The 26091-nt window shown below is 42.5% G+C and carries 31 protein-coding genes; 25 read left to right on the plus strand and 6 right to left on the minus strand.

Annotation, left to right across the window (positions count from 1 at the left end; genetic code table 11):
• Positions 1 to 104 precede the first annotated feature (104 nt).
• The 9 genes from MHI32_RS11320 (at position 105) to MHI32_RS11360 (ending at position 4874) form a co-directional block, all read left to right on the plus strand.
• Positions 105 to 671, plus strand: coding sequence for a putative ABC transporter permease (locus tag MHI32_RS11320; protein ID WP_036689784.1), 567 nt, complete (start codon positions 105 to 107; stop codon positions 669 to 671).
• Positions 672 to 817: 146 nt separating this feature from the next.
• Positions 818 to 1294: a DUF523 domain-containing protein gene (locus MHI32_RS11325; RefSeq protein WP_339190572.1), complete on the plus strand. Its 477-nt coding sequence runs from the start codon at positions 818 to 820 to the stop codon at positions 1292 to 1294.
• Positions 1295 to 1343: 49 nt separating this feature from the next.
• A complete protein-coding gene (locus MHI32_RS11330) occupies positions 1344 to 1490 on the plus strand; it encodes a hypothetical protein (RefSeq protein ID WP_155288116.1) in 147 nt (48 codons plus the stop codon).
• Positions 1491 to 1658: 168 nt separating this feature from the next.
• On the plus strand, positions 1659 to 2108 hold the full coding sequence (locus tag MHI32_RS11335) for a DUF4362 domain-containing protein (RefSeq protein ID WP_076130343.1): 450 nt from the start codon (positions 1659 to 1661) through the stop codon (positions 2106 to 2108).
• A 30-nt stretch (positions 2109 to 2138) separates the two neighbouring features.
• Entirely contained in the window at positions 2139 to 2612 is a 474-nt protein-coding gene (locus MHI32_RS11340; protein WP_076218756.1) for an NUDIX domain-containing protein, read from the plus strand.
• 16 nt (positions 2613 to 2628) lie between these two features.
• Positions 2629 to 3216 carry a histidine phosphatase family protein gene (locus MHI32_RS11345; RefSeq protein WP_076218744.1) on the plus strand — a complete coding sequence of 196 codons (588 nt, stop codon included), beginning with the start codon at positions 2629 to 2631 and terminating at the stop codon, positions 3214 to 3216.
• Positions 3213 to 3638, plus strand: a complete 426-nt coding sequence (locus MHI32_RS11350; RefSeq protein WP_076309915.1) for a hypothetical protein — start codon at positions 3213 to 3215, stop codon at positions 3636 to 3638. The genes MHI32_RS11345 and MHI32_RS11350 overlap by 4 nt, the downstream gene beginning before the upstream one ends.
• A 9-nt stretch (positions 3639 to 3647) precedes the next feature.
• Positions 3648 to 4058, plus strand: coding sequence for a DUF2809 domain-containing protein (locus MHI32_RS11355; protein WP_076218742.1), 411 nt, complete (start codon positions 3648 to 3650; stop codon positions 4056 to 4058).
• A gap of 24 nt (positions 4059 to 4082) precedes the next feature.
• Positions 4083 to 4874, plus strand: coding sequence for a lipid II flippase Amj family protein (locus tag MHI32_RS11360; protein ID WP_036689792.1), 792 nt, complete (start codon positions 4083 to 4085; stop codon positions 4872 to 4874).
• A 24-nt stretch (positions 4875 to 4898) separates the two neighbouring features.
• On the opposite strand, the gene MHI32_RS11365 is transcribed toward MHI32_RS11360, so the two are convergent.
• Complete coding sequence (locus tag MHI32_RS11365) at positions 4899 to 5708, minus strand: hypothetical protein (protein WP_143759902.1); 810 nt, start codon at positions 5706 to 5708, stop codon at positions 4899 to 4901.
• A 202-nt stretch (positions 5709 to 5910) separates the two neighbouring features.
• Here MHI32_RS11365 and MHI32_RS11370 point away from each other — a divergent pair, with 202 nt between their 5' ends.
• A complete protein-coding gene (locus MHI32_RS11370) occupies positions 5911 to 6768 on the plus strand; it encodes an SDR family oxidoreductase (protein ID WP_076130339.1) in 858 nt (285 codons plus the stop codon).
• Between the two features lie 369 nt (positions 6769 to 7137).
• The gene (locus MHI32_RS11375) at positions 7138 to 7539 is read left to right on the plus strand and encodes a DUF4265 domain-containing protein (protein WP_076130337.1); all 402 of its coding nucleotides are present in this window, start codon (positions 7138 to 7140) and stop codon (positions 7537 to 7539) included.
• Positions 7540 to 7623: 84 nt separating this feature from the next.
• On the opposite strand, the gene MHI32_RS11380 is transcribed toward MHI32_RS11375, so the two are convergent.
• A complete protein-coding gene (locus MHI32_RS11380) occupies positions 7624 to 8601 on the minus strand; it encodes an alpha/beta hydrolase (RefSeq protein ID WP_076187003.1) in 978 nt (325 codons plus the stop codon).
• A gap of 156 nt (positions 8602 to 8757) precedes the next feature.
• Here MHI32_RS11380 and lepB point away from each other — a divergent pair, with 156 nt between their 5' ends.
• From lepB to MHI32_RS11395, 3 genes are all read left to right on the plus strand, one after another.
• Positions 8758 to 9255 carry a signal peptidase I gene (gene lepB / locus MHI32_RS11385; protein WP_340012358.1) on the plus strand — a complete coding sequence of 166 codons (498 nt, stop codon included), beginning with the start codon at positions 8758 to 8760 and terminating at the stop codon, positions 9253 to 9255.
• A 184-nt stretch (positions 9256 to 9439) separates the two neighbouring features.
• Positions 9440 to 10477 (plus strand): HD domain-containing phosphohydrolase, encoded by a 1038-nt coding sequence (locus MHI32_RS11390; RefSeq protein ID WP_076130334.1) that lies wholly within the window; start codon positions 9440 to 9442, stop codon positions 10475 to 10477.
• A 263-nt stretch (positions 10478 to 10740) separates the two neighbouring features.
• Positions 10741 to 11601: an alpha/beta hydrolase gene (locus MHI32_RS11395; protein ID WP_340012359.1), complete on the plus strand. Its 861-nt coding sequence runs from the start codon at positions 10741 to 10743 to the stop codon at positions 11599 to 11601.
• A gap of 83 nt (positions 11602 to 11684) precedes the next feature.
• Here the strand turns inward: MHI32_RS11395 and MHI32_RS11400 are convergent, their stop codons facing one another.
• Positions 11685 to 12002 carry a MazG-like family protein gene (locus MHI32_RS11400; RefSeq protein WP_076130332.1) on the minus strand — a complete coding sequence of 106 codons (318 nt, stop codon included), beginning with the start codon at positions 12000 to 12002 and terminating at the stop codon, positions 11685 to 11687.
• A 97-nt stretch (positions 12003 to 12099) separates the two neighbouring features.
• Between MHI32_RS11400 and MHI32_RS11405 the strand changes: the two genes are divergently transcribed.
• The 5 genes from MHI32_RS11405 to fetB all read left to right on the plus strand — a co-directional run bounded on the left by MHI32_RS11405 (position 12100) and on the right by fetB (position 17605).
• Complete coding sequence (locus MHI32_RS11405) at positions 12100 to 12678, plus strand: TIGR00730 family Rossman fold protein (RefSeq protein WP_076193859.1); 579 nt, start codon at positions 12100 to 12102, stop codon at positions 12676 to 12678.
• Between the two features lie 765 nt (positions 12679 to 13443).
• Entirely contained in the window at positions 13444 to 14193 is a 750-nt protein-coding gene (locus MHI32_RS11410) for a GTP pyrophosphokinase family protein (RefSeq protein ID WP_076130330.1), read from the plus strand.
• 156 nt (positions 14194 to 14349) lie between these two features.
• Entirely contained in the window at positions 14350 to 15975 is a 1626-nt protein-coding gene (locus tag MHI32_RS11415; RefSeq protein WP_340012361.1) for a glycoside hydrolase family 9 protein, read from the plus strand.
• 122 nt (positions 15976 to 16097) lie between these two features.
• Complete coding sequence (locus MHI32_RS11420; protein WP_254847623.1) at positions 16098 to 16847, plus strand: ATP-binding cassette domain-containing protein; 750 nt, start codon at positions 16098 to 16100, stop codon at positions 16845 to 16847.
• Positions 16844 to 17605 carry an iron export ABC transporter permease subunit FetB gene (gene fetB, locus MHI32_RS11425; protein ID WP_076193865.1) on the plus strand — a complete coding sequence of 254 codons (762 nt, stop codon included), beginning with the start codon at positions 16844 to 16846 and terminating at the stop codon, positions 17603 to 17605. The genes MHI32_RS11420 and fetB overlap by 4 nt, the downstream gene beginning before the upstream one ends.
• A 2-nt stretch (positions 17606 to 17607) precedes the next feature.
• Here fetB and MHI32_RS11430 read toward each other — a convergent pair whose 3' ends face one another.
• On the minus strand, positions 17608 to 17877 hold the full coding sequence (locus MHI32_RS11430) for an excalibur calcium-binding domain-containing protein (protein WP_076187014.1): 270 nt from the start codon (positions 17875 to 17877) through the stop codon (positions 17608 to 17610).
• Between the two features lie 201 nt (positions 17878 to 18078).
• On the opposite strand from MHI32_RS11430, the gene MHI32_RS11435 reads away from it, so the two are divergent.
• A complete protein-coding gene (locus MHI32_RS11435; protein WP_036689814.1) occupies positions 18079 to 18585 on the plus strand; it encodes a hypothetical protein in 507 nt (168 codons plus the stop codon).
• 1196 nt (positions 18586 to 19781) lie between these two features.
• Here MHI32_RS11435 and MHI32_RS11440 read toward each other — a convergent pair.
• Positions 19782 to 20639, minus strand: a complete 858-nt coding sequence (locus MHI32_RS11440; protein WP_081392461.1) for an alpha/beta hydrolase — start codon at positions 20637 to 20639, stop codon at positions 19782 to 19784.
• Between the two features lie 171 nt (positions 20640 to 20810).
• On the opposite strand from MHI32_RS11440, the gene MHI32_RS11445 reads away from it, so the two are divergent.
• Positions 20811 to 21647: a cupin domain-containing protein gene (locus MHI32_RS11445; protein WP_081392460.1), complete on the plus strand. Its 837-nt coding sequence runs from the start codon at positions 20811 to 20813 to the stop codon at positions 21645 to 21647.
• Positions 21648 to 21698: 51 nt separating this feature from the next.
• On the opposite strand, the gene MHI32_RS11450 is transcribed toward MHI32_RS11445, so the two are convergent.
• Entirely contained in the window at positions 21699 to 22694 is a 996-nt protein-coding gene (locus MHI32_RS11450) for an acryloyl-CoA reductase (protein WP_076130638.1), read from the minus strand.
• A 139-nt stretch (positions 22695 to 22833) separates the two neighbouring features.
• Between MHI32_RS11450 and MHI32_RS11455 the strand changes: the two genes are divergently transcribed.
• From MHI32_RS11455 to MHI32_RS11470, 4 genes are all read left to right on the plus strand, one after another.
• Positions 22834 to 23409, plus strand: coding sequence for a hypothetical protein (locus MHI32_RS11455; RefSeq protein WP_076130639.1), 576 nt, complete (start codon positions 22834 to 22836; stop codon positions 23407 to 23409).
• Between the two features lie 323 nt (positions 23410 to 23732).
• Entirely contained in the window at positions 23733 to 25151 is a 1419-nt protein-coding gene (locus MHI32_RS11460) for an NAD-dependent malic enzyme (protein WP_076280480.1), read from the plus strand.
• Positions 25152 to 25267: 116 nt separating this feature from the next.
• A complete protein-coding gene (locus tag MHI32_RS11465; protein WP_340012365.1) occupies positions 25268 to 25801 on the plus strand; it encodes an AAA family ATPase in 534 nt (177 codons plus the stop codon).
• A gap of 79 nt (positions 25802 to 25880) precedes the next feature.
• Positions 25881 to 26015, plus strand: coding sequence for a hypothetical protein (locus MHI32_RS11470; protein WP_256715869.1), 135 nt, complete (start codon positions 25881 to 25883; stop codon positions 26013 to 26015).
• Positions 26016 to 26091 lie beyond the last annotated feature (76 nt).

The raw sequence follows: 26091 nt of genomic DNA on the forward strand, positions 1-26091 counted from the left end.
TGGGTTATGTCTTTTTTTGTGCGCATATTTCCAGAACGATCAAGACATAATAGGGCCGGATGGACAACTAAGAAAATAATGACAACGGGAGGCGAGATTAGGTCATGATTATTCCTATATTTTCGTTAAGTGGAGATATAGCAGTTACTGTGGTGGGCCAATACTTTTTTTATTTTATGGTCTATTCCTTTTTAGGTTGGGTATTGGAAGGGACCTATAATCTATACAGTAATGGAAGCTTTCGCAAAGAAGGATTTCTAAAAGGTCCATTTAAGCCGATGTACGGCTTTGCTCCACTATTGCTATTGATTGCTAGAGATTTGACGCTGCCACTTCCGCTTTTCCTATTTCTTGCGCTAATCATTCCTTCTGCTGTGGAATTTATAAGCGGTTGGCTGTTAAAAACGGTATTCCATAAGCAATGGTGGGATTACTCAGGAATGTCTTATCAACTGCAAGGGCATATTTGCCTGCGTTTTTCTCTATATTGGTGGGGGCTTTCAGTAGCTAGTGTGTATGTAATTCAGCCGCTTATGGAGCTTTTATATTCGGGTGTTCAGCCTATTTGGAAATTCGTGCTTCCGATCGTGGGGTTCTACTTTATGGCGGATTTATTATGGACCTGCTGGAGCCGGTATCGGATGGAGAAAACCCCTCAATATCAGAAATAATGGTTTTCTATATGTGTACTACGAGTCTTCTTTTGTGTATCAAGCACAAACATTTCGTGGACAGGCATTTCGATATTGCATATCCGTTTCTAGTCATAAATAATATAGCAATATATTAAATACTAGACGGACTGGTGGCGATAACGATGACAGGGAAGATTCTAGTGAGCGCATGTCTGTTAGGGCATAAAGTACGTTATGATAATGGCGATGTTCCGTGTCTCGATGCCCGATTCCTAAAGTGGTATGAGGAAGGGCGTTTTGTCCATATTTGTCCAGAGGTAGTGGGAGGTTTGCCAACCCCTCGTCCTGACGCACAGCGGCAAGGAGATCGGGTAGTGACGGGGGCAGGCGTTAATGTTACGGAGCCATTTATGAAGGGGGCTCAAGCCACACTAAAGCTGGCTAGGGAGCATCAGGTTGCATTAGCTATTTTAAAACAAGACAGTCCTTCATGCGGAAGCCTGTATATTTATGATGGAACCTTTAAGGATACGAAAGCACCGGGAGAGGGCACCACTACGGAGCTGTTGAGGAAAAATGGGTTTAAAGTATTTGGCGAAGATCAGCTGGATGAAGTCGAGCAGGAACTCGCACGTACGGACGGGCAGGGCATTCTTTAAGTAATAAATAGGCTGTAGGATACATAGTGTGTATAAGGGGAACGAAGCAGTGTCCTTGGGAGAGGAAATGCCGTCCGATGAGCCATCCTTCATTTGGGATAGGAGGCGGACGCAGATGAGTATTGATCAGCTCATTGCTTTGCTCGTTCTTGTCATTATGATCGTACAGCTTGCTGGCACAAAAGGTAAACACTAAGTCTCACCTCATTGTAACTGCTTCCGGAGCTCAGCATTTTTTGAGTTCGGAAGCTTTTTTTGTCCATGGCTATGCATATTGTGAAATCTAAAGGATTCCTTCATAGTGATGTCTAATATACATATAGTGGGTTTTTGGGAAGTCCAAGGAAAGAATTTAGGGGGAACTATGAAATTTAGAACATGGATAATCATTGTGCAGTTATTTATGATTGCTGTGCTTGTAGGCGTGTTGGCGGCCGATCTAGGTGAGACAGGCTCAGATGAGTCTAAACATGATGATATTTTAATACATTTTGATCAAAAAGATTTAAACAGGATGAAAGAAACCGTTCAAAGGTTTAGTGAAGGTAAAGGAGATAACCTGATGTTGATTGAGCCAACCACGGATAGTGGACGGTTAATTCATGATTTCTATTCTAATGGTAAAGAGCTTCATTGGGTAAAGGATGATACAAGAGATGCATGGAGTAGTAGTCCTGGGAAGATCGAATATGTATGCCAAGCGATTGAACTAATAGAGACAGGTGAGCGGTTTAATGTCGAGTTATCTCAATGTAATGTTCAGCCAGACGGTGAGAAAATAAACGTGATCAGCTTTTTAAAAGAAAGATTATAAACCCATTTACGGAGAGGATGGATGATCAATATGCCGATGTCTGAGTACTATCAAGGGATTCGTAGGAAAGTGGGCTCAGAATTATTAATGATGCCTTCCGTAGCTGCAGTAGTAAGAAATAAAGAGGATGAGATTCTGTTCATCCGCAAGCCAGGAGAATCTTTGTGGGGATTGCCTGCGGGAGCGATTGAGCCAGGGGAGCGTCCCGGAAGAACCTTACGCAGAGAGGTATATGAAGAGACAGGGTTGATGGTTCATCCTACGTCGATTTTAGGTGTTTTTGGTGGAGCGAAATATAGATACGAATATAGTAATGGCGGTCAGGTAGAATATACGGTTATTGTATTTGAGTGCTCTATTATCAGAGGAACGCTTAGAGCTATAGATGGGGAGATCGAAGAATTTAAATTTTTCAAAGAGAACGAGCTGCCAGAGATTGCAATTCTTTATCCTAGAGAGATTTTTATAAAAGACCGAGAGAAGACTGCAACGATATTTGAGTGACTGAGAGGAGTGCCTCATGAAGACATACATTTATATGGTTAGACATGCAGTGTCACCTTTTGTATTAGGGAATGAGCGGGAACGGGGATTATCCGAAAAAGGACACGCAGACGCTTATAGAATCAAAGAGCTTTTGACGGAGGAGGAAATTACATATTTTGTATCCAGCCCATATAGACGAGCCGTAGAGACAATTAAATATTTGGCAGAAGCTTCGAACCAAGAGATTGAACTGTATGAAGAACTCAGAGAACGAGCAATTGGAAGTGTCGAGATTGAAATCAGTGAAGATGATTTTCTGCAGGGCATTCGGACATCGTTCAGCGACAAGCAATATAAAATGCCGGATGGAGAGAGTACCCAGGAAGCACAAGAGCGTGCAATTCCTGTTATCAAGCAATTAATTCAACAGCATAAAGGCGGAAAAATCGCATTAGGTACGCATGGGAATATCATGACCATTATCCTGAACTACTTCGATAAGAAGTATGGATATGAGTTCTTTGAACAAACTTCCAAGCCGGATATTTACAAGCTGGAATTTGAAGAATTGGAGCTTACCCATGTGGAGCGGCTGTGGGACTCCGAAGTGCTGAACAGATGAAATATTTTATAAAGCTGAATGCACTAAGCGTACTTTATGCCTTTATGTTGTTTGTTGTAATAGAGCTGCCATTGAATATTTATCGAATCAGCAGAATTTCCGGCTTGGAGCTGGGAAAAGTAGATACCTTGCTGTTTATCCTCAAGCTTGTTTTATTTTTATTATCTTCTATAGTATTTATTTGGCTTACAAAAAAATATTTGAGCGGAAAAAAATCCATGTATTTCACTACGATCCTATGGTTTCCCTATTTGATTCTATTCATTAGTTTATTCGCAACCTGGTTCCCAATCACAGAACCTGCAGATAAACCTGCACCGGTAACAGGACTGATCATAATAGGGGTCATGATTATTTATCCGTTTTATATCGCAATGATTAGTATTATCGCAAGCATCAATTTTAAGTCAGAAGCTGGATAGAGGTTGGAAATGAGGATCAATGATCTGAAAGAAAGACTTTTTTATATTTGTATCTGCCTCGTTGTTATTGTATTGGGGTTAAGCACTAGAGTATTCACGGATCAGCTGCCTTTGTTTGTATCTAGACATTTCGGAGATGCGCTTTGGGGCAGTATGGTTTATTTTATGTTTCGGGTTCTACTGGTAAATCAAAAGCTAAGGCTCGCCTTTGTATGGAGTTTGGTGTTTAGCTTCGGCATAGAATTTAGCCAGCTGTATCAAGCGGAGTGGATCAACAGCATCCGTTCTACAGTATTGGGTGGTCTAATTCTCGGAAAAGGATTCCTGTGGATCGACCTTGTTAGATATTTAGTGGGCATTGCCCTTTGTTATGGATTGGATCAATACTTTCACCAAAAGGTGCACCGAAATAATAAATAGTGTTTATTGGAGAGGAACCTTTAAATGGTAAATAGTTTGATTGTGGTATGCTTGCTTACGATGATTATTCACACGGCAGAAACCTTATCGTATTCGGTACGATACGCCGGAGTGAAGCTGAACAAGATAGCCATTGCGTTATCTCTCACAGGCATTATTGTTCTCGTCTCAAGAACTGCAAATATGATCCAAGCTCCACTGACGGCTAAATTCGTAGATTATGCCAAAATACATTCCGATTTTCCACTTCTTAATTACTTGAGAATTATATTATTGGCTTCTTCATTAGGGACTTTAATTGCCATTGCTGTGTTCCCTACCTTTGTAGGCTTGTTTGGGAGAATCATCTCTAAGCTTGAAATCGAAGGTTCTATCCCAAAACTGCTTACCAGTGTGACGATCGGGCAACTAAAGAACACCAGAAAATACATAAGAAAACCAAAAGTGAATCTATATAACTTCAGATACCTGGGGATTCCTAAACGTTTTATTGTGATGAATGTTTTTGTGACAGCCTTTTACACCGTAGGTGTCATATCATCTTTGTACGCTGCTCATCTAATGCCTCAATATAGCACGACTGCTTCTCAAGCTTCCGGACTGATTAACGGTATGGCGACTATTCTGCTGACCATATTTATCGACCCACAGCTTGGTCTTATTACCCATAAGGCTACTGAAAATGTAGAATACCGTGATCAGCTAGGAAAAATATATGTGGTATTGATGGGTTCACGATTTGTAGGCACTATATTTGCTCAGCTCCTAATTGTGCCTGCAGCCCAATTAATTAGTATGTTAGTGAAGCTGATTTGAGCCGGTGGGGGCGAATCATAATCATTAGGGAAGTTTAGATTCTGCTGCTCGTAGTGCTAGCGAAGTCTTCTGTTCCCAGCTGTAAATATTCTGCTGCATGGAATGAATTCGTTTCATTTGCTCATAGGATGATTTCAATTCTGTGGCGGCTCTAACTGCATCTCCTTGCTTAACAGCTGCTTTATATTGTTTGTCAGCTTCCGCGCGTACTTTCTGCGTGGCAGCGAGATTCTTACTCTCGGCAGTTATTTGTTTCTTTAAAGCAGTGATGGGTGCCAACGCATCTTTGACGGGTTTAAGCTTAGCAGCGGTTTGCTTGCGAGCGGCTGCCAAAGCGGTTGTCTTTGTCTTAATTTCGGCTCGGGCGAGGGTTACAGCAGCCTTTAGTTTATTACGCTTCAGGTCCAGCAATGTGACTGTTTTCAAGTCTTTAGCTTTCTTGGCTGCGGTAGACTGTTTACTGAGTGTGCTGTATTGTTCCAGAAGGGGAGCATGTTTCTTCTGAACTGAGCTAGCTTCTGAAGATAAGCGGCTTAACAGTGCTTGATCTGTTGACTGTATGACGGTACGAATAGATTTCAGAGCGTCATTATTCTGTTTGCGTAACTTCTGAATTTTTGAGTTATCTGTCTTGAGGGTGGCTTGAAGCGCGGTATAATTACCATGAAGACTGTTAATGTCATCCAGCGCGGAATCCCAGCCAGTAGCAGCAGACACAAGTGTGAGGTTACAGGTTAAGAAAGCTGCTACCAGCACTACTTGAGCCATCCATTTTAAATCCCTAATTCTGAAAATGTTCGTTCTACATCTGACGGTGTTTTTTGGCTTAAACATTCCTCTCAGCTCCTTAATGAATTAGTTAATATACGCAAAAAAGCACCTCCAAGATAGGCATTGACGCCTGTCTTGCGAGGTGCTTCTCCCGCACAGAAATATAAAAGATGCTCTTACTATAACTTGAAATTAATGGATAGTCAATGAACAATAGAACATTTGTGCTTGTTTTTGTAATTGTGAAATACAAAGGGGAGTAAATATGAGTTCACATCTAGAGTATGGGCACGATCGTGTGGCCCTGATTACCGGAACCTCCAGTGGATTTGGACTGCTGACAGCGCTCAAATTAGCTGGACAGGGGTTTAAGGTGATAGCAACCATGCGTGATTTAAGCCGTAAAGGCGAGCTGGTGCAGCAGGCAGAACAGGCAGGAATTTTAAAGCAGCTTCATTTAATGACCATGGATGTAACTGACAGCGATTCTATAGAGACAGCAATATCTTCAGTACACGAAACATTTGGAAGAATTGATGTTCTAGTCAATAATGCAGGTTTTGCCATTGGCGGTTTCATAGAAGAAATATCTATGGAGGAATGGCGGCGGCAAATGGAGACGAACTTTTTTGGATTAGTGGCTGTGACAACAGCTGTGCTGCCCATTATGCGAGAACAGCAGAGCGGCACGATTATTAATGTGGGAAGTGTAAGTGGATTATCCGGATTTCCAGGTTATGCGCCTTATGCAGCTTCTAAATTTGCTGTTGAAGGCTTCAGCGAAAGCCTGCGTCATGAAATGTCCCCTTATGGAATAAGGGTGGTATTAATTGAACCGGGCTCCTTCCGAACACCTATATGGGGAAAAGGCATGGAGCAAATTCGACGTAAGGAGGATTCTCCGTATAAAGCGCGTCTTGACGCTGTGCTACGATATTCCAAACATACTGCTGAGACAGCGCCTGACCCTAGTCAAGTAGCTAATCTTATCGGTCGTATTACCGAAATGAAGGCACCACGGCTACGTTATCCTATCGGCAAAGGTACGCGAATCTTAATCTTAGGCAAAACGCTGCTTCCATGGAAGTGGCTGGAGAGAATTATTGCGAAAGAATTGAGGTGATAGGATGGAGTCATCCATAAATTTAACAATCATTAAACTAATAGGTTATGTGTCCAGTTTGATGACCGTTTTTTTATGGCTAATTTTTATATTCATCAATCCTTATGCTGAGATTACGAATCGCTCCACTCTTGTGATTAGTATAATTATGTTGTTATTACCGGCGGGGTTATTAGCAATAGGTGTCTTTTTAAACAGAAGTCGGCTAATGCTGCTTGCATTTATCTGGAGTTTTCCCTACAGTTTATATATGTTATTAACACCGGGAATCTTTAGGTTGTTCGGGATTACGAGCCTAATGTATTTACTTTGTTTTGTGTTATTTAGAATGAACAAGATTAGATATTGAACAAGGATAGAGGTGTGCCGATGCTAGAATCGTCCGGAATCCATATCTGCTTCAACGCAGATGGCCGTGAAATAGAAATCCTCGATGTTACTCCATTTGGCAAAGATAAATTTCGAATTGAAGAGACACCGATTTTTAATCCGGCTGTTACAATGGGAGATATTATACAGGTGAAGGAAGAAAATGGAGTCTATTATTACCAAGAGACTGTTCAGAAATCTCCTTTCAAAAGATACGCTTGGCTGCTTAGTAAAGAAGCTGTTGATTCAACGGCCATTGCAGCTTTTAAACATAGAATTATAGAGAATGAAGGCAAATGTGAGTTGATCTTTGGCGGTTTGTTCGTCATTCATATTCCTAAGAATACTTCAATTGATGTTGATGGGGAAATGAATCGAATTATTGAGCGGTTCGAGATTTAAATACTAAGGAAAAAATGCTGCGTCATGAAATGCAAGGAAACTTGCACATGATGACCGCAGCATGGAGAATAGAAGAAACGCTTTTTATTTTATTTCTTCCATAAATGTCTTAAAATTTTCGGCGATTTCTTTTGATTTGGTATGGTGCAGATAATGTCCTGCATCAAGTTTTACCAATTTTCCTTGTACGGAATTTTTGACTTGCTCTTCATGCAATGATATCCAATCTTTTAAGAGAGTATCATCCCCTTGAACAAAGAGCAAAAGGGGGAGATCCTTTGGAAAAGTTGAATTTAGAGCCCCTTTATAATTAGAAGACATATGTTCCACTTCATTTAAGTTAGTGTAATTATAAGTGTTTCTAAGCGTAAGCAATCTCAATTGTTCTTTAGTTTCATCATCAAACGGCAATTCAGCATAGGGATTTCCACTTGATTTAAATAACAATCTGCCCAAGCCTGATTCTCTAAGTAGTTTTAATTTTCCTGTTGGTATTTTAACACCTATTCTGTCTTCCGTTGCAATACTATTATCAATCCCGACAAATGCACTCACTTCGTTTGGATATTTGTTCACATAATTCAAACTGTACATACCGGAAATAGAGTGTGCCATTAGAATATAACGGTCAATATTAAGCTGCTTTACAGCTTCATGAATTTCACTCACAATGTTTTCTGTGGTTCGCTCTTTTTCAGTTCTATCACTTAATCCATAACCGAAAGGCTCAATCACGACAACTTTGTAAAATGGAGATAGTTCATCTATTAACAGCTTAAAATCAAGTCCCGGTGCCACCGTTCCATAACCAGGTAAGAGCACGACTGTCTCTTCACCCTTTCCTTGAATCAAAACGTTCATATTTTTACCATCGACGCTTACAGACTGACCATAGGGTTTTATTTTAGCTTGGTCCGATTTATTGAGGAAAATATTAGCGACAAAAACAGTCACTAGAAAAAGTACTATTGCAGTAGCTAAAGCCCCTAAGGAAATAAGTATAATTTTCAGCGGTTTATTCATCCTTTTTTTAATAACCTCTTCTTCTGGTTTCAATCGCATCTTCTCCTGTTCTAATCGCTTTATTCTAGCTATCTTAATGAGTTGCTAAAGAAAGCTTACCCGATGAAGATGAACTATACATGACGACAATATGAACTGAATATGAACCAGCTAAAAAAAGTTTGACTCTATAAAATGAATGTGAGGTGAGCAATAATGTTGAAATTTATGAAGCAATGGTTGCCGAGTATTGTGATCGCAGTGGTTATTTCTTTGTTTGTTAGAACCTATGTTGCTGAAGCCATGAGAGTTCCAACGGGCTCTATGATCCCAACGATTCAAATCAATGATCGCTTAATTGTTGAGAAAATGTTATGGATGACCACACTGGAGCATGGAGATATTGTTGTATTTACGCCACCTGTAGCTGGTGATGAGAATAAAAGATATGTAAAAAGGCTAATGGGGCTGCCTGGAGATACCTTGGAAATTAAAGATGGCGCACTTTACCGAAACGGAGCGAAGGTTAACGAACCTTACCTCAATGAACAGATGGATTACACTTTTGGACCGGTTACGGTACCCGCCGATTATTATTTTTTTCTCGGAGATAACCGGAATATAAGCTATGATGCTCATCTGTGGGATACTCCATTTGTGTCGAAGGATAAGTTGATTGGGAAAGTAATCGCTGAATTTAGCAATCCCTTTTAGGTAGTGTGTAAGACGGATAAATGTAAGGCTTAATCTCTAAAAATAGATTTAGGGGTGCTGAAGTCGCGGGGGTCTTTTGAACTAACCGAGTGCTTTAATGAGTCTTTAACCATATTGTTACTTTGGAAGAATTTAGCTATCCTTAAGGTAAAATATACCTACATATAGTAAGGGGTGCTGAATTTTGAAAGCTCATGTCACAGATCTCAAACATGGCGATTGTCTAATCACAGATACATTCAATAGTGTTGGCCTACACGTGCTTCCGAAGGGGACAGTGGTCTACGGAGAAGAAATCACCATCCTGATGAGGCATCAGATTGATTATGTCGATATTGAACCACGCATGATGGTGCTGGATAATGAAGAAATGAATGTGGCACAAGGGATAGATGGTAATTTTGATCAAGCCATCCAAAACTATGAATCTATATTTCTGGAAGCACTCAGCAAGGGTAGCTTTACGCAGTCGGATGTTGATAATACGCTGCAGCCATTGCTGGAGAAATTGGATGAACAAAAGGATGTCGTTTCTTTATTATTGCTGCTGGAACGTGATGATATCAGTACATACAATCATTCATTGCAGGTCGGACTGTTATCGTTTTACATAGCGACTTGGTTAGGTCATACAAAAGCCGAAAGATTTGAGATTAGTAGAGCCGGTTATTTGCACGATATCGGAAAAAGCCAGATTGCTCCACATATCTTAAATAAGACGGATAACTTAACTCCCGAAGAATCAGAAGAACTAAAACGTCATACTACGTATGGATACGACATTATCCTTAAATCGATGAATGACGAAAAGACCGCACTAGTGGCGCTTCAGCATCATGAATTCGAGGATGGTACAGGTTATCCTAACAATCTCCGTAAACAGGACTTGCATCCGTATACGCAGATTGTTGCTGTTGCAAATACTTATGTAGGCATGACCTTAGGAAGAGCGAATCAACCAAAACAAGGCCTGATTAACGTTCTGCGCAAGGTACATGAGCTTGGATTTGGCAAGCTGAATGGAAATGCGGTACAAGCTCTGATCGGACATTTATTGCCGAATTTTGTGGGTAAGAGCGTTCAGCTTAGCAATGGTGAGCAAGGTACGATTATTATGAATAATCCGTTGGATATTTTCAAACCTCTGGTAAAAATAAATGAGACTACGTTCAGAGACTTATCTAAAGAGCGTAATTTGACTGTTGAAGAAGTATTTATTTAACGAATATTTTTGTGGCGATAAATAGGAGGCTATCTCCCTGATCCGTAAAATCAGGGGATAGCTTTTTTGTGTTATAATCGAAATTGGGTTAAAAACCCTTCAATATGGAATAGGAGAGTGCTTATCGTGATTATCAAATTCATTCGTTTACGTTAATTTGAGGTGCAATTCAATGATGACATCATCCATTTTTTTGAAAATGTATTGAGTCTTATTTAACTGTGCATTCATTGATAAAATTCGAATGAAATGAGGAATGAACAATGAGCGAAAAAATAGTAAAAGTAAACGGAATTGATATATGTTCGGAAAGTTTTGGAAATCCTAGCAATCCTGCGATATTGCTGATTATGGGTGCCACCTGTTCTATGGTTTATTGGGATGAAGAGTTCTGTCAGCGATTAGCAGATACCGGACGTTACGTTATTCGTTATGATAACCGGGATGTCGGACGTTCCGTTGTTTATGAGCCTGGGAGTTCCAATTATACCGTGATGGACATGGCAAATGATGCTGCTGGGTTACTAGACGCCTATAATATAGAACAGGCAAATATCGTTGGAATGTCCTTAGGCGGAATGATTGCGCAAGTCCTTGCTACACGTCATCCGCAAAAAGTTCTAACCTTAACCTTGATCGCATCAAGTTTTTTCGAATCTGACGATAATGATCGGAACTTGCCTCCTATGGATGAGCGGATCCTCGCATTCCATGCAAATGGAGCAACACTGGATTGGTCTAATGAGGAAGAGGTAGCCAATTATTTGGTTTCAGGTTCCGGCATACTCTGTGGTTCAAAACATAAATTCGATGAGAAAAGAGCGTATAAACAAGTAAGGCTGGAAATAAAACGTGCCAACAACTTGCTTAGCATGTTTAATCATTCTCTTCTTACAGGGGATGACGACTACGAGGGCAAGGCAAAAAATATCATGGTTCCTACCTTGGTTATCCACGGCACAGAAGACACGGTGCTTCCTATAGAGCATGGCTTGGCGCTTGCGGCGGAAATTCCTAATGCGTCGCTTCTAAGCCTGGAAGGAACGGGCCACGAAGTCTACCCGGATGATTGGGAAACAATAATCAAAGCCATTTCGAATCATACTTTAGGCGGTAAAGCTTAACAGGGCTTAAAGAGTAAAATAAAGAAGGGCTACAATTCGGTCTTGCCGATTGTAGTCCTATTTTTTCTAGGATTACTTCGTCCCTAGGAATTAAATCGTTTCACTAATTTTTCTTTATGTGCAGTAAAAGCTTCTTCTAATGTGATGCCATATAAGTCGGCTAACAATGCGATATTTCCGAGAACATCCCCGATTTCCTCAATCAAGTCGTTTTTCAGTTGCTCTGGAGTACGAGTCGATTCATCCGGTCGATCTCTGCCGATTTCATAGGAGCGAACAGCTCGCGCGACTTCACCGGTCTCTTCCATTAAGAATCCGACTCTTATAAAAGGACCATAAGTAGTCCAGCCTCGTTCTCCATAAAAATGATTAATCCATTTCTGCACATCATTAATTTCCATATTATGTAGCACTCCTTAATCTTTCACATGATTTATACTCCAACATATAGTATATTAGATAGCGGACATTATCAATATATAGTTTGGAGATGAGATTTTGAAATCAATATGTGTTTTCGCAGGATCGAATTTAGGGGTGCATGAGGATTATAAAGCTAAAGCTGTTGAACTTGGTAACTACATGGCTATGCATAATTATCGTTTAATTTACGGTGGTTCAAAAATCGGATTAATGGGTGAGGTCGCTAATGCTGTTTTGAATGGTGGAGGCGAGGTAATCGGGGTAATGCCTAGAGGATTATTTAATGGGGAAATGGTACATAGAGAGTTAACGCAGTTGATAGAAGTAGAGGATATGCATGGCCGTAAAGCAAAAATGGGAGAGCTGGCAGATGGCTTTATTGCTTTGCCTGGAGGGTTTGGAACGTATGAGGAGCTCTTTGAGGTTTTGTGCTGGTCACAAATTGGCATACACAAGAAGCCGGTAGGGGTTCTAAATATCAGGAATTATTTTGATCCTCTGATGAATCTGATACATAACAGTATCCAAGAAGGCTTCTCTAATTCTTCGCATCTAAGTCTGCTAAACGTATCCAACGAGCCGTTGGAACTCTTGACTCTTTTGAAGGAGTATGTTCCGCAAACGCTTGAGCAAAAGTGGAAACAGCTCAACTGAATAATGAAACTTTCAGTTTAATGATCGGGTACTCGGGTACACTGTGATCTGGACGTAAACCAACCGAAATCAGGCATTAGTTTCTGCATGACCTTTACCGCTGAGCGTTCGGACTCAGAAGGCGTTATTTGCACTTAGGTTACTTTGGGTTCTCGCGCGATTTGAACTATCCCCCATGCTTGTGAACACACTTTTCCGATGGATCGGACTCAGCTGACCTTATTTCTCCATTTCGAACGTTTTAGGCGAGCTATCGGACTATATTGCAGCTATATACTCATAACCACACCGATTCAGCACTGTTACATGGTGATAAGAGCTATACGGTCCGATACTTCTGTAAAAATGACCAAAAAGCGCAAATAGCTGCAATACGGTCCGTAACATATTGAGGGTCTTTGGCTAGTTTCGTTATTTAGGTTACTTTAGTTTCTTGGGCATCATGGGTTTGGTTCTTAGGTTTATCTCCGTTTGAGCAGGGTTTCGGACTCCAGTGACGTTATTTCTTATGAAGAGGTTCATATTTTGTGTTTTTTTGCCAATAGCGATTATGGAGTTCGATAGCATCCCGATTATGGGATTATACTGTGTATAAGGTCAACTGGGTCCTATAGCGACTTCGCAAGTGGATTCGCGGCGCAAAAGGTACGTAATCAAACGAAGTGTGAGGTTTGGATTATGGCTACATTACCGCTGAATTTGAAATTCACTAGTGGATTGGCTATGATAAATATAGAGAAACGCTACAAGAGGAGAAATGAGATAATGACCCCCGAGAATCAAATCGAACAATTTAAGAAGCTTAAGCACGATATCACTCGTTTCATGTTAATTTATAAATTTGCATTGGATGAGATGGAAACGAAGATTGAGATCCTAAAACAGGAGTTTCAGTCTCTGCATGATTACAGCCCAATTGAACATACCAAATCGCGTATTAAGTCTCCAGAAAGTATCATGAACAAGATGCTGCGCAAAAATGGTGAATTATCGCTGGATTCAGTGAAAAATTGTATTAAAGACATCGCTGGTCTGCGGATCACCTGTTCTTTTATCTCTGATATCTATCATGTTAGTGAGATGCTTCAGAAGCAGGATGATCTAACGGTCCTTGAGGTAAAGGATTATATTAAGAACCCTAAACCTAACGGATATCAGAGTCTTCACTTGCTGATTCAAGTCCCTGTTTTTATGTCCGATCGCCAGGAGCTTGTTTGTGTAGAAGTTCAAATTCGTACCATTGCTATGGATTTCTGGGCAAGCCTCGAACATAAAATCTTTTATAAATATAATAAATCAGTACCTGAGAGTATGACTCGTGAACTTAAAAATGCGGCGGATGCCGCTCATGCCCTTGATCTGCAAATGGAGCGTCTGCACCGGGATATAAAGGAAATCAAAGACGATGATGAAGATGATCTTAGCTCCTTCGAGGAAGAGCTTCGCCGTATAGTGGTTCATAATAAGCAGTTCACACTTCCAGCTAACTTTATTAAACTGCTTGACGACAAATAAACTGTTTTGTCCACCTAGAGTTATCCGTTTCCTTTCGGGTGACTCTAGGTTTTTTCTTGTATACATCATTGCTATAGATAACTAGAATAGAGTATTCTCAACTAGAAGAGAATGGTTACTTCAGCTTCATCATTTTTACATAAAAGGAGAATGAAGATGAGCGAGCGTACACTTCGCACCATTACTGTGAATCAAATCGGATATCCGCTGGATGGACAAAAGATCGCAGTATTTACAGGTACTGAGCATGATTTTCAGGTAGTTGATGTTGATAGTGGGACTATTGTGTTCAAAGGTAGTTCAGATGCTAGAAGATTTGATAAAGCCAGTGGAGTAACTTTGCACACAGGTGATTTCTCGGAGGTCAATACTGAGGGAAGATATCGGATTGAGCAGAGCGAGGGTGTAGCTTCGGCATCCTTTACAATCTCAGATCAGCCTTATCATGAGCTTCAACAGGGCTTGCTGAAAGCTTTCTATTATTATCGCTGTGGCGTTGAGTTGACTGAAGAATATGCTGGAGATTGGAAGCACAAGGCGTGCCATACCGCAAAAGGGATTGTATATGGGCAACCGGATCTTCAACTAGACTGTTCGGGTGGCTGGCATGATGCAGGTGATTATGGAAAATATAGCGGTCCCGGAGCGAAAGCTATCGCGGATATGCTGCTTGCCTATGAATTATATCCCTCGGCTTTTGTAAGCGCTATCCCATTGCCTGAAAGTGATGGATCTACGCCAGATGTGCTGCTGGAATGCAAGGTGGAGCTCGATTGGTTGTTTAAAATGCAAGACTCCGCAACAGGTGGTGTATACCATAAATTGACTACGTTAAGCTTTCCTGGTCTGGATGTTATGCCTGAGGACGATACAGCAGATCTGTACTTCTCACCAATATCTGCTACTGCAACTGGGGATTTTGCTGGTGTTATGGCTATGGCTGCAAGAGTGTACAAGCCTTTTGATGCTGCTTATGCGCGGAAATGTCTGGATGCTGCGGGGGCAGCATGGGAATGGCTTGTACAGCATCCAGATGTACCCGGTTTTACGAATCCGCCTGAGATTAGCACTGGAGAATACGGGGATGGAGTCGATAAGGACGAGCGGTATTGGGCAGCGGCGGAGCTGTATCGTACGACAGGGAAAGAGGAGTATCATCAAGCTGTTCTGCAGCTAGTGCAGCTGACTTTTCCAAAATACAGTTTAGGCTGGGGTGATATGGGGGGCTATGGCACTATCGCTTATCTGTTAAATGGTGAGGAGCAAGCAGACCGTGCTTTATATGCCTCGTTAAAAGAAGGGCTTGTTGCTGAGGCACAACGATTAGCGGAACAGAGTCGTGAGGAGGGCTATAGGATCTCCTTAAAAGAGGAGGACTATATCTGGGGCAGCAATATGCTAGTAATGAACAATGCAATGCTGCTGCTGGCGGCTGAATATTTTAGTGGGGACTCCAGTTTTGCGGACTGTGCCTTAGATCATCTACATTATCTGATGGGGCGTAACGTTCTGGATATCAGCTATGTTACCGGGTTTGGGGATCATGCCGTGATGAATCCGCATCATCGCCCTTCTGTAGGTGACCATGTGGCTGATCCGGTGCCGGGATTGGTGTCAGGGGGGCCAGATCGTGGGCTGCATGATGAATATGTAGTTGAGCATTTACAAGGAAAACCAGCTGCGCAGTGCTTTGTCGATCATGAGCTTAGCTATTCTACGAATGAAGTGACGATCTATTGGAATTCACCTGCGGTGTTTGTTGTGGCCCGTTTTAATCAATAAAATGCAATAGTTCGAATAGGGAAAGACGTCCTGAAACTGGATGTCTTTCTCTTTTTTATAGCTGAAATGCTATAATACTAGACGGTATGCTATTTTAGCGGATGGTATTAGGAGGTAGGGGATTGAGTAGTATTTTTGAGATTCAGAGACTTGCAAAACTTAACTGGAAAAGTAACGAGCAAACTTCGAAATATCTTTTCTCGGAGATCTCCGCAGACATAGCTGAATCGGACCGCATCGCATTGATTGGTGCCTCTGGCCAAGGGAAAAGTACACTCCTTAGAATCCTGGCTCTCTTGGATGCTCCGGATGAGGGAGATATGTTGGTAAAGGGGACTTCATATAAAAGTATGGATGCGAGATTATGGAGGATGAAAATAGGGTTTGTAGCACAACAAGCGGTCATGCTGTCTGGCAGTGTGGAGGATAATTTAAGAACTGTCAGCAGACTGCATGACAAACCTTATGATCTTAAACTAGTGCAGCGACTAATTGGGCAATTGGGGCTGGAGCATTTGGATTTAAGCAAAAAAGCGGCAGATTGTTCGGGTGGTGAAAAGCAGCGGATTTCTTTGATTCGCTCCTTGCTGCTCCGACCTACGGTATTATTGCTCGATGAAATCACCGCTTCGCTCGATGTCAACAGCACTCAAATGGTTGAAAAGCTACTAGAGGATTGGCATAAGGAAGAAGGCACTTCGATGATTTGGGTCACTCATGATCTTAAGCAGGCGAGCAGAATAAGCACAACTACATGGTTTATGGGAAAAGGCAGGTTGGAACAGCATGTGAGCGAGTCTTTTTTTGCTGAATCTGCGGAAGAATTGGCTAAAAGGTTCGTTCGGCCTTCGGAAGGAGCGTCGTTGTTATGAGTTATACAGCACTAAGTTTCACGCTTCTGTTTGTATTAGGGACAATGTTGGTCTCCGTGTGGCAAAAGCTCGGACTGGAAAAAGATATCATTGTAGGCACAGTGCGGTCGGCCATTCAATTGCTTGCGGTGGGGTATGTGCTGCAATTTATTTTTAAATCGGATCAGGTCATTTATGTAATTGTGATAATACTCTTTATGATCAGTGTAGCCGCATGGAATGCAGCCAAAAGAGGCAAAGGCTTGCGCGGATTAGTCTGGAGAATTGGACTGGCGATTGCTACTATGGAACTGCTCATGATGGGCATTCTGCTCAGCTTACATATCATTGAGGCTACGCCACAATATATCATTCCGATTAGCGGCATGACCATTGGCAGTGCTATGGTGGTTTCAGGGTTGTTCATTAACCATATCAAGCATGAAATTCAGCAGAGCAAAGGGGAGATTGAAACGTTGTTGTCTCTTGGCGCAACGATCCCACAGGCGATCCAGGAAGTTAGAAAAAGATCTGTAAAATTCAGCATGATTCCTACCATCGACGGTATGAAGACGGTTGGGCTTGTTCAACTCCCTGGAATGATGACCGGAATGATCATCGCGGGCGCTGATCCTGTAGTAGCTGTTCGTTATCAGATATTAATTGTGTTCTCGTTCACTGCCTCTGCTGCCATAACGAGTATGCTGCTCAGTGTACTGAGCTACCGACTCTTTTTCACGCCGGATCTAAGGCTCAAGCAAATAGTGGAGCAAGGCTAAGCCTATTTCTCACAAGCGATTCCGTCTTTGTCACGGTCGCTTTTTTTATTGGCATTATAGAGTTCTTTCGATACGTAGGGTTTGTATTTCGTTTTGCCGCCTTTGTTCTTGGTTGAGCTGGAAATGGCAACTCCACCTTTGTAATCTTTGTTTAGCTCCGTGCAGTTTTTGTAGGTTTTGACCTTGGATTCTGCGCTTGCTGTATTCAAGGTAGCGACGGATAGAGTGAGTAGCAGACCTGCTGCTAGACAAATGTTTAAGATTTTTTTCATGGGAACACTCCTATAAAAATTTAATGAAATTGCTGGTTGTGTAGTATCATTGTATTTTATATTACCAGTTTAATTCATTGAGGTATACATTATTGGTGGATTTGGAAACCGTGTACATATTTATGAGTGAAGTGGGGGAATAATTAGATTCAATTCACATGTAGTGAACAGGCTACGAATGAGGTGATTCTAATTAGCAAAATGAAAATGGCGACTGCCCTAATTGCGGGATTGTTGCTTCTGCCGGGAATGGCTATGGGTGCATCAGCTCCCGTTACTATGACTCACGTTAATGGAGAACTGCTATCGGCTATGCCTAAGCCAGCTCCGGAGTCTAGGCGCATTATATTACCTTCTGCAATTCAAGCATCAGAGCTATACGGGTTCGGATTACAGCATCGGAATGCCTCGATTCAATATTCGATCTTCTCCAAAGATTTCAAAAAGATTATGTATCCGCGGTTTGTTGAACTAAACTGGGTGACGGGTGTCTCCAGCCCTTGGATCACGAACTACGAGGTCACTAAAGAAACGATAATTAACAAGAATTCAGAGGTCATAGAAATGCGTCTGGATACTGCGACTTCAAGTGGACCAGCACCTTCTATACTTTTGACAATCTCACTTGTGCAAGAGAAGAATAGCTGGGTGATTACCGGAGTGACATCGGACCCCGAGCTGCCGCGTGGCGGATTGCCTAGGAAGTAGGTTGGTTATGGATAGGAAAAAGAGCAAGCGTAGTAGGGGGGGCCCATACGCTTGCTCTTTTTTTGATTCGAAAGCACATCGTTCAGTCCACGTGGTCTGTTTTTCTACAAATGATCAGTGACAATGTTCAGCCCAGAGTGGCAATGCCAACTCAGCGTCACAAATGATCAGCCTACGTTGGTGATTATTTAAGAAACCTCGCTTCACAGATCGTTACGGACCGTATTGCAGCTATTTTTGCTGCACTGCACGATCGTTACGGACCGTATTGCAGCTATTTTAGCATTATGGTCGTTCTGGCGAGAGTTTCGGACTGTATGGCTCTTATTCCCCTAAAATCACGCATTATAGGAGTACATTTGTGCGAATAGCTGCGTCTGAGTCCGATAGCATGGCTAAATCGCTGAAATTATGAAAATAAGAGCTCCTCGGTCCGATCACCGCCAAACTCTAGTGTATTTAGAGTCGTAATGTGCAGTTCAGCGTGACAATGCCAGCTCAAAGTAGCAAGGCTATCTCAGAGTGACAGTGCAGCTCAAAGTGGCAAGGCTAACTCAGCGTCACAAATCATCAGCCTAAGTTGTTGATTACTTAAGAGACAGCGCTTCAGACATCGTTACGGACCGTATTGCAGCTATTTTGGCATTATGGTCGTCCTGGCGAGAGTTTCGGACTGTATGGCTCTTATTCCCCTAAAATCACGCATTATAGGAATAAATTTGGGTGAATAGCTGCATCTGAGTCCGATAGCAAGGCTAAATCGCCGGAATTATGAAAATAAGAGCTCCTCGGTCCGATCACCGCCAAACTCTAGTGTATTTAGAGTCGTAATGTTCAGTTCAGCGTGGCAATGCCAGTTCAGAGTGGCAAGGCTAACTCAGAGTGACAATGCCAGTTCAGAGTGGCAAGGCTAACTCAGAGTGACAATGCCAGCTCAAAGTAGCAAGGCTATCTCAGAATGACATAGCCCAGCTCAGCGTCAGTAGTCTAGCTTGCTCACAAAGCGCAGCTCGAGCCGCCAGCTCAGCTCACATCGCATAGCCCAACTCACATCGCATAGCCCGGCCCAGCGTCATCAGCCCGGCTCGCATCGCATAGCCCAACTCACATCACATAGCTCAGCTCAATCACCAGCTCAGCGCCAAAAACCCCAGCCAAGCCACAACAGCTACCTAGACTATCCAACTGTTAAGCGACTAATCTCTTCCCGCCTTCACCATTAATTCCGCCAGCATTTTGGGTTCGGTTCGAACGGTGGTCATGTGATCTCCTTTGCCCTCGATGAAGCGGAAGATGCCTAAATGACTGGATTGTGTAGGGTGGAATCCGTATGGACCTTGCGGTATCGCGGTGTCCTCCGTTAGATAAAGGTAACTTTTAGGGATCTGGAGACTGTAAAATTTCTTGAGATCAAGCTTTTCGAAAAGTGGACTTGCTGGCTCAGGAGGAGCTTGTTTATAAAAAGCTTGCGCTTCCGCAAGACTGGCGGTGTTGACGAATGTATCCCGGAAAAGAGGGAAGGGGAGCGTTATGGTGTTATTGCCGGAAGTATCTCTCAGCTGTTCAAAGTACTTCAGCGAATCAGCTGGAAATTGGTCCGCCACACTTTGCCCATCTAGCGGTGCGAAGGCGTCGAAGAATACCAGACGTTTGATTCGATCTGGTACTTCCTGAGAGACGGTTTGGATCACCGAACCACCAAAGCTATGTCCGAGCAAAATGATATCCTTTAAGTCTTTTTGCTTGATATAGTCGACAACAGACTGTGTGATTTGCGCATGCGTTACATTATTGTTTTTGTCCCCGCCATGTCCGGCATATTCCGGAGTATAGACGGTGTGCCCTAAGCTGCGAAGTGCGGCGGCCGTTTGATCCCAAAAACCAGCAGTAGCCCAAGACCCATGAACTAGAACGAATGTAAGAGGCGCTTGTTTCGCTGCTGTTTTGTTATTGGCGGCCTCAACTGTGGAGCTAAGATTCATAGGCTGGAAACCCATAATTGTAAAGACAGTGATACATAAAGCTAACACTATTTTTGTGCGAATCGATTTCATACTGTGCCTCCTATGTGGGGTGAGAGTGTAATACTTAGAGGATGCCCCGTTTAGAAAAGAAAGATGAATTTTTATCAGGAGTAGTGAATCTCCGCACCTAGGCATAGGCAAACGCATATCTTGTGTTTAGGGAAAGCAAAAATTTATAGCAACAGAAAGGTAGGAAAAAAAGTGACTTCATACATGGACTATACGTCCCCCAATACAGAGTTTACTTTTGATGTGAACACTAATACACTTTTTAAAAAAGATGCCAACAACTTCATTAACTTGCTGTCGGTTAAACAATTGAATACGCTCGAGAACATATCACTGCTGGATATTTTTCTTAGCAAATCAAATGTGGTTGAACCTCATTATCATCAAAATGCTGCAGAGCTTGTGTATTGTATCTGCGGTTCAGCGGTAGTATCTTTAATCAATCCGTTCACAAATGAACTTCTGCATTTTCCGATTTGTCCGGGTCAAGTGGCAAATGTGCCGCAAGGCTGGTGGCATTATGAGATAGCTACTGTCGATAATACACATCTGCTCGCGATTTTTGACGCACCTATTCCTGAGGTTATCTTAGGTTCGGATATTCTTAGCAAAACCCCGGCAAATGTATTAGCCCATACTTACTGCTTAAATGAAGCTAAGGTAAAAGAAGCTTTAGCTCCAATCAAGCCTGGAACCTTCATCGGCCCTCCTGCTGACTGCTGCGAAGAAGATAAAGTAATGGGCAGCAGCAATATGGCTCCTAATATGGCCCCTAATATGGCTCCAAATATGCAAGCCAATGTTAAACCAAATATGCATCCTAATATGCAGCCAAATATGAATCCATACGCTCATATGCAGGCGCAACCCATCCCGATATCTTCACAAATGCCTCCAGCTACACAAGCCTTTAATTATCAGCCATACCCGATGCAAGGGTACTATACGCAGGGTTATGATCAGCATTATCGCCAACAACCCTATGTACAGCAGCAGCCGCATTACCCATATCCGAATAACCAAGAGTAAACTAAAAAAACCTCCCGGAACTCTAGATTCCGGGAGGTTTCGTAATTAAACCTAGGATAAACGGACAAGAACTCTTCCTCTAAGGTTTCCTTGTAGAATATCTTCCAATGCTTGCGGTAGCTCATTTAACGTGACTTCACGATCCACGAGGTTCTCCAGCTGACTTGGCTTCAGATCGCTCGCCATCCGTTTCCAAGCCTGCTGGCGAAGGTCTGCAGGACATTCCACAGAATCTATGCCGAGAAGGTTAACACCCCGAAGAATAAACGGAAGTACTGTAGTTGGAACTGAAGTGCCTCCGGTTAAGCCACTTGCAGCTACAGAACCTCTGTAGGTGATTTTACTCAGAACTGCGGCAAGGGTGTCACCACCCACCGAATCTACTGCGCCTTGCCATAATTGTTTGTCCAAGGGTTTGCTGGCGCCGCCAATGACCTCTTCACGTGAGATCACGTCTTCGGCTCCTATACCTCTAAGGTAATCGGCAGCTTCGGCGTTACCTGTGCTTGCCACTACGCTATACCCTTTTGCGCCAAGCATGGCAATAGCAGATCCACCTACACCGCCGGTAGCGCCTGTTACAAGTACTTTGCCTTTGTCCGGGGAAACGTCATGATCTTCCAGGGCTAGTATGGACAAGGCTGCTGTCAGTCCTGCAGTACCGTAGATCATAGCTTCTTTAAGCGTCAGGCCTTCTGGAAGGGGAGTGATCCAACCTGCGGGAATACGAGCGTATTCGCTAAAGCCACCAAAGTGTGATACGCCAACACCATATCCTGTCGCAATGACTTGCTGCCCTTTATGAAACCGCTCGTCTGTGGAAGATACCACAATACCGGATAAATCTATCCCTGGAATAAAGGGATATGTTCTTAGAATTTTACCGTTTGGAATACTGGCTAAACCGTCTTTATAGTTTACACTGGAGTATGCAACCTTAATTACAACCTCTCCAGCTGGCAGATCCTCTAGGGTAACCGGTTTAACAGCTACGGAGAAGGATGATTCTGTTTTGTCGACAACTAACGCTTGAAATGATTCTGTCATAAGTGTGAGCTCCTTCAACTACGTTATAGGTAAGACATGTATATAATATTTATTCTGCCCGGTCAACTTGTGATTGTCTATGATATAGCGCAATTGTTTATTAAGGTTCCGTTAAATCGCGTGATAGAGGGTGAAACTTATGAAATGGAAAAATTTAAGGGTTACAGTCTTAGTGGGTATCACATTAGTCTCACTTGGTTTTAATGGATATTCTTTTTACAACAAGCCACCAAAAGAGACTAACCCAACTACCAAGGAGCTAGTTCAAACTATGGGTGTGATTTCAATCCAATCTAACTCTGAGAGCGGAGTGCAGGGTGAGAGTGTGGAGGAACTGAAAAAAATTATTTATAAGTTACCGCAAGTGGAGAAAAAATTAGCTTTTATAAAGGGCGTTATCACAGAAGGGAATACGGTTTATCTGGATCTGGATGAGGTGGAATGGTTCGGTGGAGCGGCGGCAGAAATTGCAGCTAAAGAAGATGGTGTACTAGAACCCGAATCATTGCCTAATGGATTCTATATCCGAAATGCAAGCGAAGAAATCAAGCGGGTTAAGCTGGAGCCTGATGTAACTATAGCTGAACTAAACGGGGCGAGACATCAGCAAGGGGACTATACGAGTTTTATTAGCGAAGAGCTAATGGATAGATTATTCCATCTGACATTTGTAGAAGGTAAGGTTGTTTTGCTAGAAGAGCAGTACAGACCTTAGTGAAGGAGAACAACTAGAAAGGGTTAGTGGAGAAAAGAAATCGGCAGGATGCTCTACAGCATGCAGAAAAGGTAATGAAGAGTAGAAGAGCTTACGGTTTGTTTATGCTTACATACACTTAAGATTATGATAAATTTTATTTTTATGGGAAAAATGGCTCTGTGCCCGTAGCTGTCATACCTGATGTATTTGGACCGGGTGCGGATGGGAATACTGTAAGAAGAAAAATTTTTCGTTGATCTAGTTAATAGGCGGAAGATATGTTTAAATGGGAAAGTATAGTATTTTTTAAATAATAGGATTGAAGAAAGAGAGGCTAATTCATGTCGATTGCGACTACAATGATTATCAGGCTCGAAATTCGGAAATCGGTTGCATCTTTTGGCGATGTTGCTTCAGGAATTGCCGCAGCTGGCGGAGATATTGTTGCTATTGACGTGATACGTGCAGGGAAGGATGTCACTACCCGAGATATAACAGTGAATGTGCAAGACGCAGCTAATGGAGATATTATCTCAATATTATCGAAGATGCCGGGAATTAAAATAATCAACGTGTCGGATCGGACATTTCTGGCTCATCTTGGCGGAAAAATCGAAATCACACCTAAAATGCCGATTAAAAATCGGGAGGATTTATCCTTAGTGTATACGCCGGGGGTAGCCCGAGTATGTACGGCGATTGCCGAAGATCCCAGAAAAGCTTATTCTCTGACGATGAAAAGAAATACAGTTGCAGTCGTTTCGGACGGCACTGCTGTGCTTGGACTAGGGGATATCGGGCCGGAAGCCGCTATGCCTGTCATGGAAGGTAAGGCGATGCTGTTTAAGCAATTGGCGAACATTGATGCTTTTCCGCTGTGCTTAAATACCAAAGATCCGGATGAAATTATCAATATCGTAAAAGCAGTTTCTCCTGGCTTTGGAGGGATAAACTTAGAGGATATAAGCTCGCCACGCTGCTTTGAAATCGAACGCCGGCTTGCGGAAGAACTGGACATTCCGGTATTTCATGATGATCAGCATGGAACATCCGTGGTGGCTTTTGCAGGACTTTTGAATGCGCTTAAAGTTGTAAATAAATCTATTGTAAATGCAAGGATTGTTGTTGTGGGTATTGGGGCGGCTGGGGTGTCCATATGTAATCTGCTGCTGGCAGCGGGCGCGCGTTATATTTATGCGGTTGATCGTGAAGGCGTTCTCAGAAAAGATCTTCAGTATGATAATCCGGAATGGCAGAAGCTTGCTGCCGCAACCAATCCTGAGGGAATTGAGGGGGGAATAACGGAGGTTATACGAGGGGCAGATGTCTTTATTGGGGTGTCACGTGGGGGAATTCTAACCGTGGATCATCTCAAAAGCATGGCCAGTGATAACATCGTTTTTGCGATGGCTAATCCTACACCGGAGATTGAACCGGATTTGGCAGAACCTTTTGTTCGCGTTCTAGCGACAGGCAGAAGTGATTATCCGAACCAGATCAACAATGTGTTATGTTTTCCGGGTATTTTCCGTGGCGCACTTGATTGCCGGGCTAGAACTGTGAATCTGGAAATGAAGCTGGCTGCGGCAAAAGCCATTGCATCGGTCGTTCATCCGGATGAACTCAATGAGCAATATATCATCCCAAGTATTTTTAACGAAAAAGTAGTTGAACAGGTGCGCCTGGCAGTAATACAAGCAGCTATATCCACGGATGCAGCACGCCGGATTCCTAAAGACGTAGCAGCTATAACGGAATAAGATCTATACGATAATTGGACTGCTTTGCTTACTTAGAGAGCAGTCTATTTGTTTTTATACTTGGAGGAAAATTGCCCGAATTGCAACTTTAAATCCACTTAAAGGTGAGGGAGTGTATGAGAAGAATTCATATTATGGGAGCCTCAGGCGTAGGAACGAGTACTTTAGGTTACGAATTAGCTAAAGTGTTGCCACATGTACAGTTAGACAGTGACGACTATTTTTGGGAGCATAAATTCACTAAGCAGCGTGAGGTCAATGCGCGATTAGCGAAACTTACAAGCGATTTGACCCATAAGAAGCCTTGGATTTTAAGCGGTGCGGTATGTGGCTGGGGAGATGGCCTTCGACCATTATTCGATTTGGTTATTTTTCTAGGACTTCCACCGGAAATTCGTTTAGATAGATTAAGAGCCAGAGAGTACGAGAGATATGGTGATCATATTTTGCCTGGAGGAAGTAAATACGAAGCATATCTGACCTTTATGGAGTGGGCGGCATTGTATGATGTTGCTGGAGTTGAAGTCAGGAGCAAAGTGCTGCATGAGGAATGGATGTCCACACTGGAATGTCCTATTTTACGAATAGAGGAAGATTTATCGGTTGGAGAGCGCGTTGAGATCGTGCAGAGATATTTACAAATGGTATAGGAGGAACTTTTGGTCGGCGGAATATATTCAACAGGCTACAGAAGAAGTCAGCAATAATATTGAGGGAGTCAAAGGTGAGTTGAAGTCCGTACATTCTGGGATTGGTGCGTTTGAGCGAGAGGATTCTATCATCAAAGTGGTAGTAGAGTGGGATGGACAGAAAGATGAATTCGAGTTGAAGGAAGTTTGGAATTATGGGCATTACTCTTTATGAAGGTATTGACGCAGCAGTTGATCCAAAGAGGTTATAATGGAAAGCGTATATCTCATCCACGGAATGGTGGACTATA

Origin of the sequence: Paenibacillus sp. FSL H7-0690 (assembly GCF_037980415.1) — a bacterium.
GTDB lineage: Bacteria > Bacillota > Bacilli > Paenibacillales > Paenibacillaceae > Paenibacillus_AQ > Paenibacillus_AQ odorifer.